General features: G+C 52.5%; 18 protein-coding genes and 1 pseudogene. 8 read left to right on the forward strand and 11 right to left on the reverse strand.

From position 1 onward, the window contains the following. Positions 1-5: 5 nt before the first annotated feature. Positions 6-965: a hypothetical protein gene (locus ACZZ0G_RS19530; RefSeq protein WP_157221863.1), complete on the reverse strand. Its 960-nt coding sequence runs from the start codon at positions 963-965 to the stop codon at positions 6-8. A gap of 533 nt (positions 966-1,498) precedes the next feature. Between ACZZ0G_RS19530 and ACZZ0G_RS19535 the strand changes: the two genes are divergently transcribed. From ACZZ0G_RS19535 to ACZZ0G_RS19545, 3 genes are read left to right on the forward strand one after another with little or no spacing between them, the layout of a single operon-like run. Then, positions 1,499-2,722 carry a hypothetical protein gene (locus ACZZ0G_RS19535; RefSeq protein WP_016771181.1) on the forward strand — a complete coding sequence of 408 codons (1,224 nt, stop codon included), beginning with the start codon at positions 1,499-1,501 and terminating at the stop codon, positions 2,720-2,722. Beyond that, positions 2,719-3,180 carry a three component ABC system middle component gene (locus tag ACZZ0G_RS19540; RefSeq protein WP_016771180.1) on the forward strand — a complete coding sequence of 154 codons (462 nt, stop codon included), beginning with the start codon at positions 2,719-2,721 and terminating at the stop codon, positions 3,178-3,180. The genes ACZZ0G_RS19535 and ACZZ0G_RS19540 overlap by 4 nt, the downstream gene beginning before the upstream one ends. Continuing rightward, positions 3,177-5,180 carry a DUF3732 domain-containing protein gene (locus tag ACZZ0G_RS19545; protein ID WP_016771179.1) on the forward strand — a complete coding sequence of 668 codons (2,004 nt, stop codon included), beginning with the start codon at positions 3,177-3,179 and terminating at the stop codon, positions 5,178-5,180. Before ACZZ0G_RS19540 ends, ACZZ0G_RS19545 begins: the two co-directional genes overlap by 4 nt. Positions 5,181-5,496: 316 nt before the next feature. Here ACZZ0G_RS19545 and tnpB read toward each other — a convergent pair whose 3' ends face one another. Both tnpB and tnpA read right to left on the reverse strand, forming a co-directional pair. Further along, complete coding sequence (gene tnpB / locus ACZZ0G_RS19550) at positions 5,497-5,832, reverse strand: IS66 family insertion sequence element accessory protein TnpB (RefSeq protein ID WP_463557208.1); 336 nt, start codon at positions 5,830-5,832, stop codon at positions 5,497-5,499. After that, the gene (gene tnpA, locus ACZZ0G_RS19555) at positions 5,829-6,146 is read right to left on the reverse strand and encodes an IS66-like element accessory protein TnpA (protein WP_463557209.1); all 318 of its coding nucleotides are present in this window, start codon (positions 6,144-6,146) and stop codon (positions 5,829-5,831) included. Before tnpA ends, tnpB begins: the two co-directional genes overlap by 4 nt. Positions 6,147-7,168: 1,022 nt before the next feature. Here tnpA and ACZZ0G_RS19560 point away from each other — a divergent pair. Both ACZZ0G_RS19560 and ACZZ0G_RS19565 read left to right on the forward strand, forming a co-directional pair. Further along, positions 7,169-7,519 carry a hypothetical protein gene (locus ACZZ0G_RS19560; protein WP_463557210.1) on the forward strand — a complete coding sequence of 117 codons (351 nt, stop codon included), beginning with the start codon at positions 7,169-7,171 and terminating at the stop codon, positions 7,517-7,519. Positions 7,520-7,571: 52 nt separating this feature from the next. Next, complete coding sequence (locus ACZZ0G_RS19565; RefSeq protein ID WP_463557211.1) at positions 7,572-7,775, forward strand: hypothetical protein; 204 nt, start codon at positions 7,572-7,574, stop codon at positions 7,773-7,775. Between the two features lie 685 nt (positions 7,776-8,460). On the opposite strand, the gene ACZZ0G_RS19570 is transcribed toward ACZZ0G_RS19565, so the two are convergent. Beyond that, a complete protein-coding gene (locus ACZZ0G_RS19570) occupies positions 8,461-9,105 on the reverse strand; it encodes an HAD family hydrolase (protein WP_463557212.1) in 645 nt (214 codons plus the stop codon). A gap of 100 nt (positions 9,106-9,205) precedes the next feature. Then, positions 9,206-10,222, reverse strand: a complete 1,017-nt coding sequence (locus tag ACZZ0G_RS19575; RefSeq protein ID WP_463557213.1) for a glycosaminoglycan attachment site — start codon at positions 10,220-10,222, stop codon at positions 9,206-9,208. 332 nt (positions 10,223-10,554) lie between these two features. Here ACZZ0G_RS19575 and ACZZ0G_RS19580 point away from each other — a divergent pair, with 332 nt between their 5' ends. Then, positions 10,555-10,986, forward strand: coding sequence for a hypothetical protein (locus tag ACZZ0G_RS19580; protein WP_463557214.1), 432 nt, complete (start codon positions 10,555-10,557; stop codon positions 10,984-10,986). Between the two features lie 99 nt (positions 10,987-11,085). Here ACZZ0G_RS19580 and ACZZ0G_RS19585 read toward each other — a convergent pair whose 3' ends face one another. From ACZZ0G_RS19585 to ACZZ0G_RS19600, 4 genes are all read right to left on the reverse strand, one after another. Then, on the reverse strand, positions 11,086-12,483 hold the full coding sequence (locus ACZZ0G_RS19585; protein WP_463557215.1) for a hypothetical protein: 1,398 nt from the start codon (positions 12,481-12,483) through the stop codon (positions 11,086-11,088). 81 nt (positions 12,484-12,564) lie between these two features. Beyond that, complete coding sequence (locus tag ACZZ0G_RS19590; protein WP_463557216.1) at positions 12,565-13,524, reverse strand: restriction endonuclease; 960 nt, start codon at positions 13,522-13,524, stop codon at positions 12,565-12,567. A gap of 174 nt (positions 13,525-13,698) precedes the next feature. After that, the gene (locus ACZZ0G_RS19595; protein ID WP_259198748.1) at positions 13,699-14,535 is read right to left on the reverse strand and encodes a DUF6602 domain-containing protein; all 837 of its coding nucleotides are present in this window, start codon (positions 14,533-14,535) and stop codon (positions 13,699-13,701) included. A gap of 127 nt (positions 14,536-14,662) precedes the next feature. Beyond that, the gene (locus tag ACZZ0G_RS19600) at positions 14,663-15,127 is read right to left on the reverse strand and encodes a hypothetical protein (protein WP_463557217.1); all 465 of its coding nucleotides are present in this window, start codon (positions 15,125-15,127) and stop codon (positions 14,663-14,665) included. 230 nt (positions 15,128-15,357) lie between these two features. Between ACZZ0G_RS19600 and ACZZ0G_RS19605 the strand changes: the two genes are divergently transcribed. Beyond that, positions 15,358-16,125, forward strand: a complete 768-nt coding sequence (locus ACZZ0G_RS19605) for a hypothetical protein (protein ID WP_259198746.1) — start codon at positions 15,358-15,360, stop codon at positions 16,123-16,125. 155 nt (positions 16,126-16,280) lie between these two features. Next, on the forward strand, positions 16,281-18,440 hold the full coding sequence (locus ACZZ0G_RS19610) for a YecA family protein (RefSeq protein ID WP_463557218.1): 2,160 nt from the start codon (positions 16,281-16,283) through the stop codon (positions 18,438-18,440). Between the two features lie 485 nt (positions 18,441-18,925). Here the strand turns inward: ACZZ0G_RS19610 and ACZZ0G_RS19615 are convergent, their stop codons facing one another. Further along, positions 18,926-20,680 (reverse strand): SMEK domain-containing protein, encoded by a 1,755-nt coding sequence (locus ACZZ0G_RS19615; protein ID WP_463557219.1) that lies wholly within the window; start codon positions 20,678-20,680, stop codon positions 18,926-18,928. 483 nt (positions 20,681-21,163) lie between these two features. After that, a pseudogene (locus ACZZ0G_RS19620) lies at positions 21,164-21,934 on the reverse strand (mechanosensitive ion channel family protein); the annotation flags it as partial. Positions 21,935-21,999 lie beyond the last annotated feature (65 nt).

Genomic DNA, 21,999 nt, shown 5'->3' on the forward strand with positions numbered 1-21,999 from the left:
AAGATTTACTTTGGCCAGGTGATGTTTACAGCCAAGGGCCCTTTTCCCATGGTTGTGCGAGGGGATAGTCTTTTTCTCAGCGCAATAAAGCGTTCCATGCCCAGTCCATCAGTTTGGAACGGGTAAAAGTCGAAAGTGGTTGTGAGGTTGAGACGGGTGCTCGTTTCCTTGATGTCAGAAATGGTCGATGCTGAAATCAAAACGCCGTCGAGGTAGGTCTTATTTTTGATCCGTCCAAATGCACCCGACTCGTCTTCGACAAACTCCCGAATCTCTTTGGAAAGCATTTGAAGGGCTGATGCCGGGGTCTGCGACGTCAGAATCTGTTCACCCGGGAGGAGGTCGTCGATGTTCAGGGCGATGAAGCCAGGGTTCTCTGATTCGCGGATTTGCTTGGCACCGTCCCGTAACCTAGAGACAAGGCTTTTGCGCTCATAGATTTTCTTGCAGGCGATTGAGTAGTTACCAAATCCGAAGTCGACAACAATGTCGGGAGGGTCGATCAACTGGGCCGGCATCCTGCGCTTGAGGGCGGTCAGAAGCGAGAGCTCCCATAATGCGTCCTTGCCTTGGGATTTGGATCGGTTCGACAGGTTCACGTCTGCCCCAGAGATTCGCTGAAGGGCTTCATCAATACCCGGCTCATCATTGAGCGTGGAGATGATCCGAGCAATCTTCTCTGCGTAAGCGGCGTTGATACCCGTTACCAAATTGGGTGATGTTTTGCTCTGCGTCCATTGCTTGTCGAGCTTACGGGCGTCTGCAAAAAGCTTGTGAAGCACACTCCCAGGAGTGAAGCGTATACCGCGTTCCTGAAGGATGATTACCGCCTCATCCACCAGGGTTACGATGTCGGCGTAGCTACAACTGGTGAAGCCGTAGCTGTCAGCTTGGACGCTAAATGCCTGGGTATTGATGGCGAATTCCTTCGATTGGTTTTCGGGCATTTGATGGGGTTCGCCCAAGAGGGCTCCTCCGGACATCAATGATGAGCGGAGCTCTATGCGGGCGAAATTTATGTCAATCGCTGCAGCCAGGCAAATACCTTGGTGACCGTGAGCTTATGCCTGAATTCCTAGAGTGCTCCCTGCACCGTGACACCCGTTCAAAGATGCGGTGACGTTGCACGTCATGCTCAATGACGTCCTAATCAGCTTGGCGGCATCGTCGCCCCAGTCCTGGAAGCACGATCGTCTAGGCGATCATTATCAACCATGCCTGCAGCCCTCTATGAAGCAAACCCGATGTTTCTGAGGTGCGATGGAAATCGTGATGGCTTTTCGAAATCACCAGATGAAAATGTTGGTAGCATATACTCAAACATTGAGTTTGAGCTGTATTTATATACAGTATTTGAATAACGGTAGTGTTCCCTTCACCGATGCCTTCGGCTGAGGCTTGGCATTGATTTGCTGACGCGTATTCAGAATTGAAGCGTGTGCTCGATGTGCTAGGTGAGTCGCTGGTCAGGGAAGCATGGCCAAACATTGGAATGTCTATGGATACGACGCAACCAGAGAATGCGACGCTGCCCGGCGCCGCGCCCTTGCCGTTCGATGCGACATTGCTCTTCAAGGCGCTCCAGTATCAATTGCTGGTGGCAGTGGAGTACTGCTACGACCTGGCACCAGGTGAATGTATGTGGCTGGAAGCCATGGGGGATGTCACTGTTCCCGGGAAAACTCAGGCTGAGGTAAAGCTCTACACCGATAGCCTCACTGACAGTCATGCCAATTTCTGGAACACTATAAAAAACTGGCTCCATGAAAATTTTGAGCGCACCTCTTTCAAAACCTTGGTGTTGCTGACGACTCAGAAATTCGGAGCGCTGACACTCCTAAAGGGCTGGAACACCGCCACTCCCGCAGAGCGGTTCGCCATCATGGAGAGCATCGTTGCGCCGTCCCAAGCCGATGCCAACACGAACTCAAAAGACGAGCCTGACGCCGAAGCGAGTGCTGCAAAGGCCTCGAAGTCCAAATCGCTTCAGCAATATGTGATGGCGCCCGAGCGCCGGGACGCACTGATGGAAGTGCTGGAGCGTATGCACATCACGACTGGTGCCGACTCGTTGGAGCAACGTCTCCAGAACTACGAGACCCGGCATCTCAAGCCCATTCGGCCTTCCAAGTGCAAGCAATTCATCGAAGAGCTGCTGGGTTTCATAAGCAGTCCGCAGCTTGTGATCGGCAGGTGGGTAATAACCCACAAAGCCTTTACTGACAAATTGTCAGAACTCACCCATCGATACATGAAGCATCCGCGAACATTCCCGGCAGTGGACGTAAAGGCGCTGAAGAAAACCATCAACGCCGAAGAAATTCGCCCCATGCTGTTTGCTCAGAAGATTGTGGAGATCGGTGGTGAGACCCATCTGAAGGAAGCCGCCTTGCATCGGGTCGTTGCGCAGACCACGATCTCGGATCTTTACACTGATGGCGTGCTCTTCAAGTCGATGGTGGATCTCTACCTCGGCAATCATCTCACACAGCATCGATACGGACGTGCGCTTGCGATGCTCGGCTGTGCGGGAGTGACGTGTCCAGCCGCGCTGGGTACCCGCTCGATGATGTTCTATCTGGAGCGTAACGCTCTGGCTGTTGAGCCTTTCTGTGGCTTGGAAAACACGATGCCCGAGTTTCGCAATGGCATCTATCACATCCTCGCCAGCGAGGAGCCAGAGGATGAAGATGATGAGTTCCATTGGAGGCTTTGGAAATGACCACTCAAGTCTCTGACCACCTGTACACCCTGCACCGAACCCCCTTTGCACTGGCTCCAGTCATCCAGAGCTTCTACGAGCACTGGGAGCCGATCGAGAAGGATATTCTGCTCAGTTATCTCATTCTTCCGCTGGTCACCTACAAGCCGATGCATGGGTTTCTGAAGTGGGCTCGCAGGGATAGCAATGTCCGAACCATGGCCGCAGATCCTTCCAGGCTCGTCGGGCTCGCGATGCGAGTAGAGGAGTTCAAGCCGATTACGAACGCCGCATTGCTCATCCTTGCCGCTGAGAAAAGCCTGGAAGTCACTGCCGAGTTGTCGGTTCAATCACTTCAGAAACCGCAATCAATCAATGCTGACAAGTCGCTGGTGCGGTACAGCCAGAAGCTGGCCATGGTGCTGTCCGGTGAGAACGTCGTTTCCATTTACAGGATGTTGGGACTTAAATCGCTATGAAGTGTTATGTAGAGTACATCGGGGTGGTGGACAAAGAACACGGTGTCCATCACGTTCCCTTCAAGCCTGGTCTCAACATCGTGACGGGCAGATCGTCGAAGGGTAAGAGTGCGATCCTCGACATATTTGATTATTGCCTTGGCAGCTCCGAGGACACGATTCCTGAAGGCATCATCACGGATCGTGCAAAGTATTTTTTCACAGTCCTACGCTTTCCAGGTGTCTCAGTCGTGACGGGACGAATGGCAGCAGGCAATAGCTGCTTCCTGCGTGAGCTTTCCGGGCCAGCCGTGGACGACGCGCTTGAGCTCATCGAGGACGTCGACACCTTCTTCACTCAGAATTTCTTCCAACACAAGGATGCCTTTCTCAAGAGCCTTGGGCGCTATTTCGGCGTCACGTTGCAAAACATCGACACCGATCCTCTGCACAAAGAAATGACCGGAAAGTGGAGCGCTACGCCCTCAGTGCGCAGCTTCGCATCGTTCATGTTGCAGCATCAAAATCTGGTAGCGAATCGGCATGCGATTTTCTACCGGTTCGAAGAAAAGCGTAAACGTGATCAAGCCATAGATCAGTTCAAAATCTTCATGAACATCGTTGGGGAAGACTACTTCGATCTGGCGAAGCTGCGTACCGAGGCTCTGTATGAGCTCAAGCGCGCCATAGCGCAGATACCCAAGCAGGAAAAAATCAAGGAGGAGTATCTCGACGAATTCAAAACCTTGCTGAAGGAGTATGAGGCACTGGCTGGTCAGCCACTGACAGAGCTTACTCCTGGGCAAATCTGGGCGAAGCCCAAGCCGGCCCTTGAGCGCATCACCGGTATTTCGGTCAGGGTCGATGGTCTGTCCAACGCTTTTGAGGCGAGACGGGATGAATTACGTGACCAAAAAGCCGGGCTGATGTCCACGATCCAGAAGGCGCTCAATACCCGCTACCTGCTGAAGGTTTCGACTGAACAAGCATCAGGCTTCGCCGAATCTCTAACCGCACTGCCCATTCCTTCGGCGACTAATCTGGAACATGCAGCGTGCCCTGTTTGCGCATCCCAATCTGATGTCGCTGAGGACGAAGCCAACAAATTGTCGGCAGCCATTCACTGGTTGAATGGGGAGCTCAAGGTATCGAGTTACGCGCGAGAAGGCTTCGGTGAAGAGCGCCGCAAGATTGATAATGACCTCAAACAATATCGTAAAGAGCTGGCAGCGATTGAAGCCGCTCTGAAACCTCTTGATGATGAAGCGGATCGATTGGAGAAATCCAAGTCTGTCGATGCTGCAGCCCAGAAGGCAAAGCTCAAGCTTGAGTTGGCAATCGAGCGGCGTATCGCCAATCCTCCCTCAGAAGTAGAAGGAATGGTGGAATTTTGGCAGAACGAGGTCGAAAGATTTGATGAGCTGATGGCCCAGTATGACGTTGAGTCTAAACTCTGGGCCCTGCAGAACGACATCAACAAAACCATGAGGGCTCTGGGTAAAAACTTTGATTTCGAGGACTCGTATAAATCCGGCTCTTTGAAATTTGACGTAGAGACCTTCGACCTCTGGCATGAAAAACCTATCGAAGGTGGGCGGGTCAAAAAGGTGTTTCTGCGGTCTATGGGGAGTGGTGCCAACTGGCTGTATTCCCACCTGACCCTTTTCATGGCTCTGCATTACCAGTTCGCCGCACATCCAACATGCAAGGTGCCACCGATCCTATTTCTCGACCAACCGACGCAGGTTTACTTCCCTTCGACCGATGATGCTGACTCATTCGTTGCAGATGAGTTGCGCGGTGACCGGAAGACCACCAGAACGGTCGACGAGGACGTGAGCGCAGTTTCGAAGATGTTCAGCAACCTCGCAAGATTCTGCGATATCACCTTTAAAAACACTGGGGTAATGCCGCAGATTATCGTGTGCGACCATGCCGATAATTTGCCGCTGCAGGGCGATTATGTGTTCGAAACCTTCGTCCGCAGACGGTGGAGGAAGCAGGGGCTGATCGCAGAATAATCCGAGGCCTCTGGCCAAGGTAACCGATACCCTGGCCGAGCTTGCTCATGATGGCTGGTACTATTTTTGAACTCCGATGTGGAAGCACAAGTGTGGCGTCTCTCCTGTTCGCATTTTCCCGAGGAGGTTCCTCAGATGCTTCGAGAGGCGCTTTCGTCCTTTAGGCGCAGGCCTGGTTATGACGACCCAACACGAGTAGACCACGTCGCGTTGAGCAGCCTTGGCTTCAAGTATCTTGGTACGATGTTGGAGCAGAGTAAGCGTCATGGCGATGACTGTGCCCGATCAATTGATCGATGTATGTCAGCCATTTCTCTTAATGGGTACGGATCGCTCTGTCAGACCCAAGGCGCTGCCAGGGAAGACCGACCACCAAGGCCTGGAGCTGTTCAGCATTCAGCTCCATCCGGTCACCCTGCCGATGATTTGGCCAGGAGAATTTTCCCTGGTGCAGACGGCGTGCTGCCAGCCAAACCCCAAGGCCATCGTGCACCAAGACTTTTATGCGATTGCCTCGGCGATTGGCAAACAGATAGGCGTAGTGCGGCTGCGCCGCACCGAAGACAGCCACGACACGGGCGAGGGCTTTTTCGGTGCCGCAGCGCATGTCCATCGGTTCGGTGGCCAGCCAGATTGTGTCGATGCGGATCACTGTGTCAGCCCGCGTACAAACTGGGCACAGCCCGTGGGATCGGAAGATGGCCATTTCACCGTGATGGTTTGCTCGCCACAAATCAGCTCGACGATCGCTGAGGCTTCAGTCGGCCTTTTCGGTGCGATCTTTACCGGAACGAACGCCGGCAGTGTTGCAGGTGATTTGTCCCGGTAAAGCGGTATCCACTTTCGGATCACGTTGGCGTTGATGCCGTGGCTGATGGCAACACTGGATATGGAAGCACCAGGTTGCAGGCATTCCTGGACGACCTGGGCTTTGAACGACTTGGGGTAAGAGTTTCGTTGGCGCATTAAGGGCTATCGCGTCCGCTTAAAAATAGGCGGACACCATCGCCCTTAATTTGGGTGCTCGGAAGGTGTGTTGGCTGTTCGCTTACGGAGCAGAGCCCTAGGCACATCTGGCATGTACACCATGGCGATCATATCGAGCTTCGCTGGGAGGCTCGATTGCATCTAAAGCGTTGTCTTCAGCATCGGCTGGTGCGGGATGGGCATGCTCCTGGCGTCGTGCGAGACGATTATTTTTCAATCGATCTGGGGTACTGAAGCTGCGGGTGGCCAAGTCTCATCTCTCCCTGACGGTGTGGCGCACAAGGCGGTTTCGGGGAGAAGCTTTGGACAGCGTCAGACAAACTGTCCTTGAGGCGACAAAAGATTCAGTTTTGCGACAACTTGTTGACCCCTCCCTCTTGAAAATTTTTAAACGAGACGGAGCTCTTATATTTGAGAGCAAAAGAATTTTAACGGTGTTTGCACCACCGCTGATGCACGATCAACGCGCTATTTGATGGCGTGTCTTGCCGGCTTTTGCTTCTCGCTTTTTCGCCTGTAGGTTGCCTTGCCGCATGGCGAGGCGGGGTGTTCAGGGAGATCGGTTTTTAGGGCCGTAGGCCCTGCTTACGCTTTGAAAACAAACGACCGCGATTTCCATATTTTTTTTGAGTGAATCGCTCCGCCTGGAATTGCACCCGTCTCATCCAACGGCGGCTATGTTGGCTGAGAAGAGGGGTTGGCAACGTTAGCCCTGGTTATTGATAAATTGTTCTGCTGTGCCAGCCCCGAGCCTCATCGTGATGCGTTAGCCTCCCGCAGAGCTTCTTCCAGAGCCTCTAGTGCGTCTGCCAAGCGCTGATCCTCCCGAGGGTCGCCGCTATCAGGCCTGAACGCTTCACAGTGTCGTAGAAGGGCTTCTAGGTCGTTTTGATTGAGATCGAGTTCCACGTGCATGATTGATCGTCCTTGGGCGGGAGTAATCGTCAGGCTGCGGTTGAAGACCGCATGGTGCGGTGACGAAGTAGTTGTGGGGTTTTGATTTGAAAAGTGATGTCGAGAAGCGGATGTGGGAGATGGCCTCGCAGGTCTACGGGGATGCTCTGGGCGAGATTCTGAGCCTGGCGTTGGCGGGCTACAAGCGCAGTTCTGGGCTGGACGATTTGACTCGCCTATATCCCAACACTGCTGGGCATCAGGTGCTGCCGATTTTGCGGAAGGCGTTGTTGGTGCGCTGGCCTAACGTTGACTTTGGGCAGTCGGAACTGTGCGTCGAACTGCGCTCTCGACTTCGTTCACACTTGAACCAGTATCTCTTACGCCGGCTGGTCTTTGAGCATGCAGCGCCGCCGGTGATGCGTGATGCGCTCTTCGGGGCAGACGTAGGCTGGTGAGCGAGCAGTGAGACAACCAGGCACGACTTACCCTGGCTGCTGAGGAGTTTCCATGACGCAAGACCGCATAGCCCTGGCTCTGAGTAATGAGGAGTTCGCGGCCATGATGAAAGAATTCGATCTATCAGGTGAATGGATGCGTGAGCAGCTGGCGTCGAACCGTGCATCTTCGCCCCCCAATGTACTGAACCAGTCGAGAGCGGATGCGGCAGTGGGCGGCAGGCGCGTAGACCCCGGCCAACCTCCCGAACCGTAAAAAGCTTTGGGCTGTAAACCACTTTTTGCACTGTTAACTAGGTCGGTTTACAGTACAAAAAATGGATTTACAGCTTTTGCATTTCATCGGCGCTCTTAAGCCTGATCAGGCGCAGTATGGTCAGCTCGCACAAAGCCATGCAGTAGGAACTCCCTATCGGTAGATCCCTGCGGCGCCCTGGCTTTCGTTCAGTCATAATGATCGGGTCAGTTTCGATGGCTGGCATGCTTTGGTCATATTGCTGTATGCACTCCACTTCACCCTCCGTGAGACACCTGAAATGACCCTTGATTTGAGTGAGGAGGAAATGCGCCGGGCGCTGTTCGGCACCTCTACTTCTGCTTCCGTCCAATTGAAAAACCTCCTACACCTGAAGCTATCAAACCGATCCCCGAGAAAAAGGCAGAGCGTAAATTCTCCTCACCTAAGCTTCGAGTAACGCTGAAGGTCAGCAAGGTCTTTGAAGGCGATGAGGAACTCTTCAGCTACGACGCGAGTACCTTGAGCAAACTCCTGGCAGAGCAAGAGGCTAGAAGCGCAGCCAGGAAAAAACGGTTCAAGTATATCGAGCTGATTTCGGTCGTCCCGGTCTGATGGGTTTGATGCCGGTGTAAAGCAAGGTATTTTTCAAATAGCATGCCGCAATGGATGTCGCCTTCCCCGATCTCGGTGTGCCGTTGAGAGTTTAAGATGCCAACCCGCTGCTGGTGGCTAACACGTGGTCAGCAAAGTCGGTCAGGTTCTTGAAGCCCTCACCACCTCTGCGATTCAAGAAGAAGCCTCGGATACCCACTTCGCGAGGCGCGTAACAATCGCGTTGGATCGAGTCACCAATCATCATGACCTGGTCTCTGCTGAAGTAGTCACTGGTATCGGCACCGATGAGTTCACAGCTTGCCCTGTACATGAACGGTTCAGGTTTCATCGCGCCAATTGCGTAGCTGAAGCCATAACCATCAAGCGTTGGATACAGTCGGCGGACGGGTTCTCCATACGGCGCAGCGAGATTGGAGGCAACGGCGATCTTGATGCCTTCGGCCTGCAACATTTCCACGGCCCGCAACCCATCATCATACGGTTCGATGCTACTGAGATCCGCGTCAAGCGCACCTTGGATTTCGGCCATGAGATCGGGTCGGATGCTGATCCCGAAAAGCTCTGCCGCTTCCGCAAGGCCCAGGCTGCGGGTCATGACTTGGTGTAGATCGTTCGATTGAGGTCGACGCCCTTGGCGGATGCCTTCTTTCAAAATCATGCGATATGGGTGTCTGCCCTGCGGGATTCGAAGCAAGGTGCCGAAGGCGTCGAAGAGTATGAACCTGACGGACATCTGAGTTGCCTTTAGGAACAGCGGATCGAAGCCCGCTTCATCTGATCTGGCAGGATACAGTGGATTAGAGGGTTGGGCACCTGAAGCGACCAGTCAGCTATCAAGTGAGCTTTACGCTGTGCAGCATCCTCAACAACAGAAAGTCATCCGGGGCATCCATGATGAGCTCTCCATCATCCGCGACCCTGACCTCGCAGAGCCGAGGATGGCTCAGTAACCCGGGAGGCAGAGGATTGCGAGCAAATGGATTGTGGAGCACATACAGGCCGTCCATAAGGTGCTCGGCATAGTCTCGTTTCGGTGCTGTCCGCACCACTGGAAACAGGCTCCCTGGATTGGGGTGGAAGCTGGTGTACACGGACGGTGCTTCAGGATTGTCGGCCAGAGCTCTCAGCTTCCCCCATGTGGCCAGGCAGCTATAAACAACCGCTGATACTTCCGCATGAGCATCGTCGCAAAAGAGTCCGACGTCGATGTTGGTGTTGGCATTCTTTGGGGCTGCCGTGACGTTGTACGATGCTACGTGGGTATCCCCTGGTTTGGTCGCCGCCTCATCGTGGTAAAGCCCGTACAGTGCCGCGAGGATGGGGCGGCCAGATGCGAAATGTGAATGCGGCCTGTCGAATGACGCGATGCCTATCACGAAGGGTTTGCCTTCAACATGGGGATGGTTGAGGTAGCTTTTTCGGTATTTCTTGACCTTGGCATTGAAGCTGTTGCAGATCCGCAGGGTCGATTCAATGTTGAAATCAGTGAAATCCTTCGGCGGCGGAGACATAGGAAAGCCGTATGCAGGCTCACCACCAGCCGGTGGATTCGCAATCGTCGCCTCCAGGCAGAAGGGCACTTCGCCCTCCACCACGAAGTCGGGGGCATGGTGACGAAGGTCGATCGGTAGACCCCACTCCTTTAGTGCGGCAAACAGGTAGAGCTCCCAGAAAGACGATTCGAAAGTCGTTTGGAGCTCCCTCACAAACTTCCCATCACGGTCTGCAAAGCCCTCAGCCCATTGAGCCAGTACAGCGCGCTCAGGCCCGTAGGGACTTTCATTCATCATCTTGAAGATCGAGTGCTGAGCGTCGACCTCGACTTGGTGGGTAAATAGATCAATTGGCATGAGGGGAGTCCTGGTCAGGTGCCTACCGAATTCGCAACCCTCATAGTAGGTTTCTTGGCACTAGGGGTGGACGCATTCTTGAGTTTCAAGCCGCACGCCTTCAACTTCGCTGGTCGTCAGGCCTACCTTGAAATCATGAGACGCGTCGATGGAGATGATTGAGGGGTATGGCGCAGGAGCACAGCTCCCCCATCGACATCAGCCGATCTCCCACATGGCCTTGATGCCATCGCATGCCTAGGTGTTAAAGATTTCTTCTTTCCGAAAAAAAGCCACCACCTGCGTGGAGGTGGTGGCCGGGGGTGGTGCGGATCTCCGTCAGAACAGTCCGTTTGCGTTCAATTTGGGGATGGCTACGCCTTGAAGATGAGTCTGGCAAGACATACTACATCAAGCGCTTGGTTGTCCCTGACTATCTAGCTAGAAAAGGGGCTTTCAGCAATGATGTGCCACGGACGTGGTATGTTAAAAATATTGATAAACATACTGTTGTGATCGTTGGATTTGAAGACGGTTCGGGCAAGTTTTACTACGACCTTGACGAAATAAAGACCCTTTCCAAGGGCGCCAGGGTGCAGGGTGTTATTTATGCTGTTGCTGCTGTGCCAGCGCCCATAATCGTAGCTGTGGCGACTTATGGCCTAGGGCTTCTGTTGATGCCACTATTCGTTTATCAAGCTTATAAGTTCCTCTTCAAAATTCCTTCAATTCTTAGCCAGGCGACGCTGAAGAGTGATTTTCAGGGATTCGGAATCAGCATTTAAAGCGCTGGTGGAGCTGTCGTAGGCTTGTTAAAGAGATAAGTTGACTGATGACAAGCCTGCGCGCCGTTGAGGCGCGTAGGTTCAATGCTATGCCGGATTTCACTCTAGATCATCATCGGTATTGGTCAGATGCTGCATAAAGTGATCCTCACGCCGTTGTTGCATGGGGCCGTAAACACCAAGTGGCATGTGAAACTTTCTCATTGACTCTGCATCATTAACGAGTTGATCAAGCGCGCTGCACTCATCGTAAATGCGCTCCCAATGGGTCAAGACGTTGGCGCGTATTCGAGATGGTGCGCGTATCCTGGTGTGATCATCGAGGAGGATGTCAGGCAATTTGAAACGCCGGAAGCCATCGCTTGTTTTGAAACTGGTCTTGCGGAGCTTTCGATTGTAACTTGCAGCACGGAGCAGCCCAGTATGCCTGAACTTGGAGTCTTCTTGCCTAAGTAGTTTGATGGCCAGTGCGAACTCTCGGTCGCTTAGAGCTTCAGAGAGTGGATAACTTATTCCCCAAAGCTTCAGCATGTCATCAATTAGCTGGAGGGCTGAGTCTTCAATACGGTCAGCCATTTGCGCAGCTGTCATGTCGACCTGTTTGGTATATCCATGGAGCATTAGTATTAAATAAAAAACCACGACGTGACGCGACATGCCACGACAGATGTCGTTGCACAGCACATCTCCCAGTTTTTTGTTGAGAACAAAGTCATTAATTATGTTGGCCAACATCGCAAGATTCATGTTCGACATGTCAAGCGCGAGGTGGCAAAGTGTCGAGGCGAGTTTGAGTCTGTGGCGAAGTGGTAGTTCTGGGAAGTGGGTGGCGATGAGAATGTGGATGATGTTGTATTCGAGCCTCTGGCTGTCTTCTAGTAAGTTTTGAAATTTAGACTCTATCCTGTTTTGCTGAAATTGGCTTAGTCCATCTAATCTACAGGTAACCCACTTATATTCACCTTCAAATTCACTGGCAATGGCGTTGGCTTCAAGAACTGAGAGCATGCTGAAAGCCGTCTCTGCGATGGGTACTCCACCTTTAATCAACGTAATGATTACAATCGTACCGTAGGTTTCGGAGTAGTGCAGGCGGTTGTTGAGAACCAGGTTGTCTAGCTTGACCTGATGAAAGACCCGGTTGAAGGCCTCGTGCATCATGATTTCGGTTATGTTCAACATCACCACCGAGGCAGCGAATTTGCCCTGCGTCAAGATCTTTGACAAGGCGGCATTCCGGCGCAAAAGAAACTCAGCGCCCCATACCGTAGTCGTCAGGTCAAGATAATGAGTATACTCATGGATGCAGAGGTTATAGGCATCTTTTTCAGAAGGGGTGAGCTTGCCTGTGCTAAGTCCAGCCTTGAGTGCCGATCGGATCATCTTCCTATCTTTGGCGGAATAGGTGTTTAAGAGGATGACACTAGTGGTGTAATCAAGACTTCCAAGCTCATCTGGCGAGCACAGTGTAAATTTAGTTCCTGGCTTGACTTTCATTGTGTTTTTTGTGCTCGTGGTTGTTGGGTGTTTCATTGTAATGCTTGCGATGTAGCTGTCTCAGCTTGTCGAAAATGATTCTTAATTTCGTACCTCTAGAAACGGTTTCTTGTCGATGATTGCGGCTTGAGACTTCTTTTTAAGAAGTTCGACTAAATCGCCCTGGTTTTGCAACAGGCTCACGATTTCTTCTAGGGTGCACAGGAAAATGGTTCTGTGATTAAGGAACTCTGCGCACTGACTGATGACGGCCTGCGTGTACCTGCTGTTTGAAATGAAGATGCCCGACACGTTTGCTCGGTTCATCACCCTCGCTAGGTGCGAGCTGAAATCGCCTACACCTACAGGGTCTTTAAGCCACTTCATTTCCACCACGTGTAGGGTGCCCGAGAGTTCAATGATGCCGTCGATCTGCTCCAGCACCACCGCGCTGTCCGGTGCCCTGCGGACAAAGTTCTCTCTCACATGGATGCCGTAAGCACGGAAGAGATCATTCAGCACCACCTCCAGGCGTCGGCCTCTTTCTTGGGGTTGGTCGTCCATACCGAAGAGGGCGAATAGACGGTTCTTTACGTCCTCGACCTCGCTGCGCTTGCGCGCGGCTTCCTGCTGGGCTGCACGGTGTGTTGCTTGCGCTTGATCGCGTTCAGCCTCTCGCTCCTGCTGCATCCTGGTGAACGCATCTTTCTTGTTCACTGCATCACGGACGCTTGCTACCAAGCCCTTGGCTTCGAGACGGTCGTCTGGCCAGCAAGATTCGAAATCCTCAAATTCGACGACCCGACGGATCACCCCGCGACGTGGGCCTAATCCGTTATCACCACGCATGTTTAAGCGTGTCAGCACGGTGCGCACGATCTCGTATTTGCTGATCGAGCCTGGCGTGGTTTTCACCGTTGCGCTGACGGCTGCCAAATCCTCCTCAGTGACCCCGGCACCCTGGAAAAATAGGATGACGGATTGCTTGGACTTGACCAGTTTCGGGATGGTCTTGATCAGCAGTTCCAGGAGGTCTGCCGGATAGTGAAATTGCTCAGCCATGAAAGCACTCGTTGTCCGTAACCTTTCCGATGGCTCACGCAAGGCGAGCCTGCTGCGCTTGTCATCATGGCCCTAGATGGTCGGAAGGTAAATCCCGACCGTAGGGTGGCCTTCGCTTGCCAGCTCACCTGACGTGGTCGGGCTGGGTTGCTAGCCAGACTCTTCCAAGCAGTACTAGGACTGAGTGCTGGCTCTTACCTTTCGCAGGTTTTCGAAGAAGGTAGCGTTGAGCGTGCCAGTCCAGTCGATGGGCAGCAATTCAACCCAGCTCAGGGCCTCAAGCAGGGTCACTAAGCCGAGGCCAAACGCGTTTTCGGGGGCCTGTTCTGTGTACAAGCCTGCCCCGTACTTGGTGTCAAAGAAGAGTGATGACTTGATGCCGTCTGGGCCCAGGTTCACCGTCTGAGTCGCGATGTGGCTGTTACCTAGGATTAATAGATCAGGTGTGTGTTCGCCGTAAGTGCGAGGGAGGGCGACGTCGGGTGAAAATTTGCGTGCAAATACTGCACAGAAAGGCTGGTTTTTCAGTGGTGGGTACGTACGTGGCCAATCCCTGGGCCGCCCGTTGTAAACCGGCCCATCCTTTTCATAGTCAGGGTTGTTGAGGCCACGGCGCGTGAGCACAAGCTTCTTCACCGCCTCGGCCTGGCCGATTGCCTTCTCCAGTACCTCTGAGGTCGCTATAGAGTGCTTGCACTCGATGTAGCCGTACACAGCGTCAACCGGGATCTGCTCCTTGACCGGAAACTGCCGGCTCAGGCTGGAGCGCAGGGTTGGACTGGCCATCTTGTCGTAGATGATGACGTCATCCCCAGCTGTCCTGCCATCTTCGGCGACAACGAAGCCACGACAAACCCCGTACTTGGCAGGCAGCACGTCCTCCAGCAAGGCGCAAAGGGCGAGTTCGAATTCGTCGCCCAGGTCGAAGTTGTAGATCGCTTCGATATCCTGCAACCGAGCTTCGACCTTCTTGGCCAACCGCTCAATGTAACCCCCGTACGACCCCATCATTTTGCTCCTTCGCTCGTCAGCTGAATGGTTACAGGCAAGACGCTGAGCATGCGTGCTTGTTTGGGTGACTTGCAAGGTGCTGGAGGAGGAGGTGATCTGGCTTAGCAGGTAAGTCTGCTACATGGCATTAGAGAGCCGCTCGCGCGTCCTTCACGGCAGCCACTAGCCAGCACACCAAACAATAGGGAATGGAGCCACAGCTTTCGAAATAGCTGTTGACATTATAGCTGTACGGATATACAGTTAAATCATCTACCGACGGGTTCCCTCTCAAATCAGTTGAGCAGTAATGAGCATTGCGATGTTCCCCGGTAGTACCGCACACCGATTGGATGACGATGATGCGGATAAGAGCCCCTTCGGGGGCTTTTTGCATTTCTATGTCCGACAAAAAACCTCTGAGGTAGGGTGCTGAGGACGTAAACAGCAGCGCAATCCAGACTAGCTCCTGTTCTCGGTCTGGGCTGTTTTCTGACCAGTTCTGCTGCTGATCATTCGGGGCAGTAGAGTGCGCCGCCCTCAATGGCTGTCGACCAGCAGATGCGTTGCCGGCTGATTTCGGCTCAGGTTTTGCTTTTGTTTGGGCCGCCAACTTCTCATCATCGGCTTTCTTCGCTTTATCTGCTTCAGCTTCGGTAGTTGTCGCGGTCTCCCCAGGCCTCCACTACTACAATCTGGGCGTGTCGAGAGGTAATGCCGCTATTTGATGACTCTCTAGGGTGAAGGGTGGATGGCTCTATCTCGCTGCTGTGAGACCAACTGGTCGTTGCTTGGTAGTCGAAGTGTCGCCACTATGGCCGATTGATTCAGTCGAGAATTGGCATGCGGACAGCACTACACCGTGACACCCTCGAAACCCTGGATGCTCAGGGCTATGAAGACGCCTATGGAAAGCCCGTTGATAAAAATGGCAAGGAGCGAGTACGACCTCCGGCCCTTTGTGATATCTGCCGACAAGATGTGTTCTTGCGAGCTGAGCACAGCAAGCTTCGCACTCCCAATTTCGTTCACTTCGAGGACAGCGCTCCCTGTCCGGTCAAAGCCTTCAACGCTCGAGCCTACCGCGCACTCCATCCCGGACAGGGCAATGCCGACGACGCTCAGAGGCTTCGAGAGGACTTCTTTGCGATCTGGCGGTATCACTGGCGAGAATTCGACCGGATCATCGGTTACGCCTCGGTCTTCGATTTTGTCTCCGTCCTCAGATACGCTGATCGCCACGGCATCTGGCGGTACCGGGACATGGGTGTTAAGGATGTGCTGCCTGTCCTGCTGACGCTGATGGACTTCCCCCCGCTCCCAAAGGGCAAGCGCCATCTGCGTGACTATGGCTTGCGCTTCCTCTATGTGGGCACCGTTGCCAGTACCAATGACTATTGGAACCTGCCGGCTCACGAGCGGAGCCTTCTCAAAGTGGTTTACGAATTCCCGGGACAGGCTCGTACATTCCAGTCAGAGCGAATTTCAGCGAAGCATCCCGTGGTTTTTGAGCCGGATTACCAGGCTGCTCGCTTCGATTTGGACGTCGATAATCAACCCACAGCCCACCCCTATGTCGTTAGCACCATGACCAAGGAGTTTAGGGTGTAGGTTTCGGGCCGGATTGTTGCTTGCGTACTGCCATACCTGATAAGCGATATGTGCCAAAATCTAACGAGTAAGTTCGCCAAGCAACATCACCGATGGGGGGAGGGAGACGGGAAGTCCACCCTCCCATAGGAATCACGAACCTTGGAGCAGCAGGAATGAATCCCACGCACCGAAGTGAAGCCGAAGTTTTCAAGGAACTGATAAATCTGACGGCTCGACCAGGCTACGCTCACGCTATAGCCGGGATTTGTCATCGCGACAACTTTGTGTCGTTCCAGGGTGAGCACAAGCCCTCTGATCTTGATCATATATTTGACCGTAAAAGACTCAACCGCAATGAAATAAGCACGGTGTTGGGTCTGATGATGCGTCAGCCTCTCGATCTGTCTGAGGTCGATGAAACCACACTTAGAGGCTATGCCTCCCGCACTGACCAGCTATTGGGTGAGCTTCACAGTGCTCTCAACGGCCAGGTGATCGGCGAGTTGGCCCCACAAGCCCAGAAGGGCGAAGTCGTGGAGGACTTTTGGCAAGGGCCGATGATGAAGGAGCCCATTTTCTATGCCACCGAATCAGCCTACAGCTTCCAGTATCGAGATTTTTTTGCAGAGAAACACGCGCCGGATGATGCCTGGTTAGAGCGGGTCATGGGGTTCAGCAGCGCCCAAGCTTTACGAGTGGCGAACGCGATGTGTTCGTTGATGAACGAGCGAGCTAACAACGGAGCGCGACTGACTGGTGAACCCCAGCTAGGCCAGATGCCGACAGGCTCGGTGCTGGAGCTTTTCGAGTTCAGGGCGCAAGAAGTAGCCCATTGTTCGGGCCTGGAACAGGGTGTCGTTGAGGCAGTTTTCAAAGCGCTGACGTTCAGTGGTGATAATGGCCTGTTCAGGGAGGTTGGGGACTTCAACCAGGTAGCGGCTACGCCTCTGCTGCCAACAGGTCGGGACTCAGTACTTCTGTTCTCTAATCACATGATTTACGAAGCCCTGTACGAGTCGCCTTTCTTCTGGATGAATCAGGATAAGGATTACAAGCAACAGGCCTCAGACAATCGTGGTGCATTTACCGAACAGTTCTCTCTGCGCCGCTTGGTATCGGTCTTCGGAAAGTCAAACGTCCACACCAACGTCAATTTGATCGAGGGGAAGCGGATCGTCGCAGAAGCGGACGTGCTGGTCATCTTCGGGGATCGGATTATCATCGTTCAGGCTAAAGCTAAAAAGCTGACCCTGGCGGCCCGCAAAGGTAGCGATGGACACATCAAGGCTGATTTTGCTGCTGCCATTCAGAAAGCCTATGACCAAGGGGCTGAATGTGCGACAGCTATCAGAGCTGGGAGCTGCCGCCTCGAAGATGATCAGGGCCAAGCTGTTGCGCTTCCGAAGCAGGTCAAAGAGATCTACCCGTTCTGCGTCGTGTCCGACCACTACCCGGCGTTAGCATTCCAAGCCAGCCAATACCTCAAATACTCAGCCGATGAGGTCGTTCGTCCACCTTTGGTGATGGATGTATTCCTGCTGGATGTCCTTGCGGAGATGCTTGATACGCCCATGCGTTTTCTAAGCTATGTCCGAATGCGCTCAGAGTCATCATCAAAGCTGATGCCGGGGCACGAGCTCACAGCCCTGGCCTATCATCTGCGGTGCAATCTCTGGCTCGACGATCAGTTCAATATGGTGATGCTGGAGGACTCGATCGCAGCAGAGTTAGATGCCGCCATGGTTGTCCGGCGGGAAGGACTACCGGGCCAGCGAGTCCCTGAAGGCATTCTCACTAGGATGAAAGGGACGTACTACGAGCGCTTGATTGAGCAAATTGAGCGCCGGCCTAACCCAGCAATTCTTGAACTGGGTTTCACCCTGCTTTCTATGAGCGAAGAAACCTGTAATGCGGTTCATCATGCCATTGAGCGCTTGACCAACATGACGAAAATCGATGGCAAGCGCCATGATTTTACGATTGGTATGACTGAGCATGGGGTGGGGATTTGTTTTCACTGTAACCCCACTCCTTCCGAGGAAGCCGTTCGAACGCTGGAGGTGCACTGTGCCAAACGCAAGTACACACATCAGACGCCGGAATGGTACGGGGTTTCGGTGGGAGTTAATGGTGAAATTCAGTTTGGCATAACCCTGAATTTCCCGTGGGAGAAGTCCACCCAGCTGGATGATCTAACAAGGGAAATGAAACCATCTTCATCGGTTAGACAGGGCCTGAAGGCCATGGAGAGATTGTTTGCCCCCAAAAAGCATGGGCGTAACGATGCGTGCCCCTGCGGAAGTGGACTCAAGTACAAAAAGTGCTGCCTGTGAGGTTGTGTAAGCCAATGCTTGGTTGCCAGCAGCATGTGATGCTTACATGAAGGCTGGCTTCATAAACTTCAAATTCGCTCTTGACTGAGTCTATCTTTGGTGACTAGCGGGAGCAGGGAAGTGTTTGTGTAAGTCATACCGGTTCTGGCGGTCGTCTTGTGCCGATAAGGTGGCTGCGCGATTGTCAGCCGACGCCACCCACCCCGTGATACCGGAGTGGGTGGCTATGATCAGATATCGCACTCTATGCTGATGCCGTGTTGGCCTGCGTCCTTCAACAGAATTTGCTTTCAGTCGCATCGGGTAGCCCGCAGATATGGAAATGAGCGGAATCACCCATTTGCATTTCCATGCCTTCTCGATCAATCCTATTGAGATGGCATCAGCAGCATTGAGCTTGTCTTTGCCTTGGGCTTCCTTTGGAACTCCAGTCCATCTCTTGATTTAAAATGTGGCTCGGCAATTTGAACGGTAGTTGGTAGTAGTTATGAGATCTTCTGATCAAGTTGTGAAAATCTTACGTGCAAACTATGCAGGTGATCTCGCAGGCCCAGCTTTTTATAAATTTGCTCCGCCTGCGCAAAGTCTTCTTTAGCTCGTGAGTGCTCCCCCAATGCTTTATGGATGAGCGAGGAGCTGGCCAGTATGTGGCCTCGAAGATTTGGATATAGGTTTTCTTCCAGCTTGAGGGCAAGTTCTAAATTTGACTTTGCAGAAGGTAAGTCGTTTTCATCTTTGTCCACCAGGCCGAGATTTAAAAGTGCTGCTATTTGAGAACGTTTTTCTTCTTCTTTGACGGATAGGTCGTAGGCTTTTAAGTTGTATTCCCTTGATTTTTCTAGATTTTTAAGGTTCTGGTAGATGTTTGCGATATTGCCGTAGTGCTTTAATAAGCTCCCCGAGTCTTTCAGCAGTTCTGCCAAGTCAATGGCGTGATGCAATACTTCCAGTGCTTGATGAAGCAAACTCTCGTCGCCTGAGATTTCGGCCTTGTATTTCAATCGAATAGCGAGATTTGTCAGTAGATAAGACTTGATCGAACGTAGTTCTCTTCTTTCAGTTTCGCTCTTTGAGTTGTCCATTACTTCGTCAAGTAGTAGCTTTGCTTTGTTGTAATATTTCTCTGATAGTTCGAGGTTTCCTAGATTTGTATAGCAGCTGCTAAGGCCATTGAGATGTTTCACTCGGCCTATTTTGTGATCAATGCTTTCGGATATTACAAGCGCCTTTTCAAAAGCTTCGATGGCATCAGGCACTCGCCCGTTATTTTTGTAAAGAAAGCCTAGATTTCCTAGTACGGCTTCCCGTTCGCGTGGGCTTATATCTGCTTTTTCGAGGCATGCATTAAAGATTTTTTCGGCCTCCGGCAGCCTACCTCTAAGCATAAGGCTTGTGGCATAAATGTTAGCCTCTTTCACACTTTCGGGGTTCAAGCTTGCTGCGTGAGAATAATAAATGTCAGCTTGGTCGGAGTCTAGCAGCGCGTACAGGTTGGCTATATCGATCAAGTCTTGCGCTGCCATGGCTTTACTGGTTTTGGCTAAACTGTCCAGTAGTTCCTTTGCCTGGCTTGGTTCGTTCTTTTCAATAAGAAGAATGACTTGGGCTTTAATTGTCTCTCCAGTTTGAAAGGATCGGCCTAGTAGTTCCTCTAGCTGTTCGCCAATCATGGAATTGTCAAATTTTGACAGCCATTTACTCATGGCTGTCGCTGTTTTAATGATGCGCTTAGGTGTTTCGGCGAAATTTTTGACTACAATGTCGCGCAACAGCTTTAAGTCATCTACTCCTGTGGATAAGGCTTTCGTCTTTCTCAATACTAGGTTAAAGTCCAGGACGTTTTTGTTGGTAAATTTCACGCCTGGGCAGATGGCGCTAACTTTAGATCTAAATTTCTTGGGCTTTAAAGAGAAAAAGAATAGCTCGTCAATTTTTTCGCGATGCTCGCTATCGATTAGACTGGTAATGGTTGAGTTGATTTTTTTCAAATCAATTCGTGAGCTTACTTGAACGCCTATTCGGTTTCCTGCATCCAATAAGTCAATGGATTGTGTATTTGGAGTGACATGGTTGGTATTGGTTAAGTTCCATTTGTGAGATGTATTCAAAATGCTAGCAACAAAGTCCTCGCTTATTATATTTTCATCAATAAGGCCGGAGGCTGAGTTGGTTTCTATGAATAATTGAAGGAATATAAAATGAGTCGTGATCTCATCAGCAAGAGCCTTTCTTTCCAACATTTTCAATCCTTGATCAGTGGTTTCGTTGAGTAAGCCGATAGTACAGATCGTACAATCGCATGGTGTCAGAAGGCTATCTCTCTCTCCCGCATCAAGCATTAACTCAGTTCATTCGCCAGCAGCGGCTCTGCACCAGCAATTCCGAAATCCGTCTCAGGCGTACGCAGCGTCCACCGTTGGGAGGTGAGATGCCTTGAGATCTCAATGCCTGGGCATCGCATGACAAGTTCATGGATGTGATTACTGGACACGGCTGGGCGAGGACTGGTGGTGTCGGATAGATTCGAGGACTGGGAGGAAAGTGCCGCGCATCGCTAACGCATCGCTTGCAAGGCTATCTAATCCTAGGTGGATTTATGCTTGGAGATAGGGGCTTGCAGGAGGTTGGGTTTAGGAATAGTACAGCCGGCTGTAGTACCTGTACTAATAGCCCACTCAATGGGGCTGGGGGGCTTGCTGGGGATAGTATGTTTTCCAAGGGCGTCCGCTGAAGTTCTTGAACGACTCGGACATCAGCCGCCAGGTCGGGATCGAGACGATGGTCTTGTCGAAGTTCTGCACCTTGACCGTGTGCAGAGTGATGTCGACCACGTCGCCATCGGCGCCGACCTGCGGCATTTCGATCCAGTCGCCGACCCGCAACATGTCGTTGCTGGTCAACTGCACGCTGGCAACGAACGACAGCAGCGTGTCCTTGTAGACCAACAGAATCACCGCCGACATCGCACCCAGACCGGACAGCAGCAACAGCGGTGATCGGTCGATCAACGTCGCGACGATGATGATCGCGCCGAACACGTACAAAACCATTTTCGCCAGCTGTACGTAGCCTTTGATCGAGCGCGTACGGGCGTGTTCGGTACGTGCGTAGATGTCGAGCAGGGCATTGAGCAGGGCGCTGACCGAGAGCAGCAGGAACAGAATGGTGAACGACAGCGCCACATTGCCGAGAAAGGTCATGGCGGTTTTGCTCAGTTCGGGCACCAGATGGAGGCCGAACTGGATCACCAGCGATGGCGTCATCTGCGCCAGACGCTGAAACACCTTGTTGTGGCGGAAGTCATTGATCCAGTGCAGCGCCGGCTGGCGCCCGAGCATGCGGCTGGCGTGCAGAATCAGGTAACGCGCCACTCGTCCGAGCAGCAGCGCGATCACCAGCAACACTGTCAAAGCCAGACCGGCCTGCAACAGTGGATGCTGTTCGAGGGTGCCCCAGAGGTCCTGGGCGTTGAGCCAGAGCTGTTTGAAATCCATATGAGTAACGATTCTTCTGTAAGACGCGATGGGCGATTAGAGCATTTAAGCCGCCGTGTATTACC

The organism is Pseudomonas sp. AC169 (assembly GCF_979258515.1).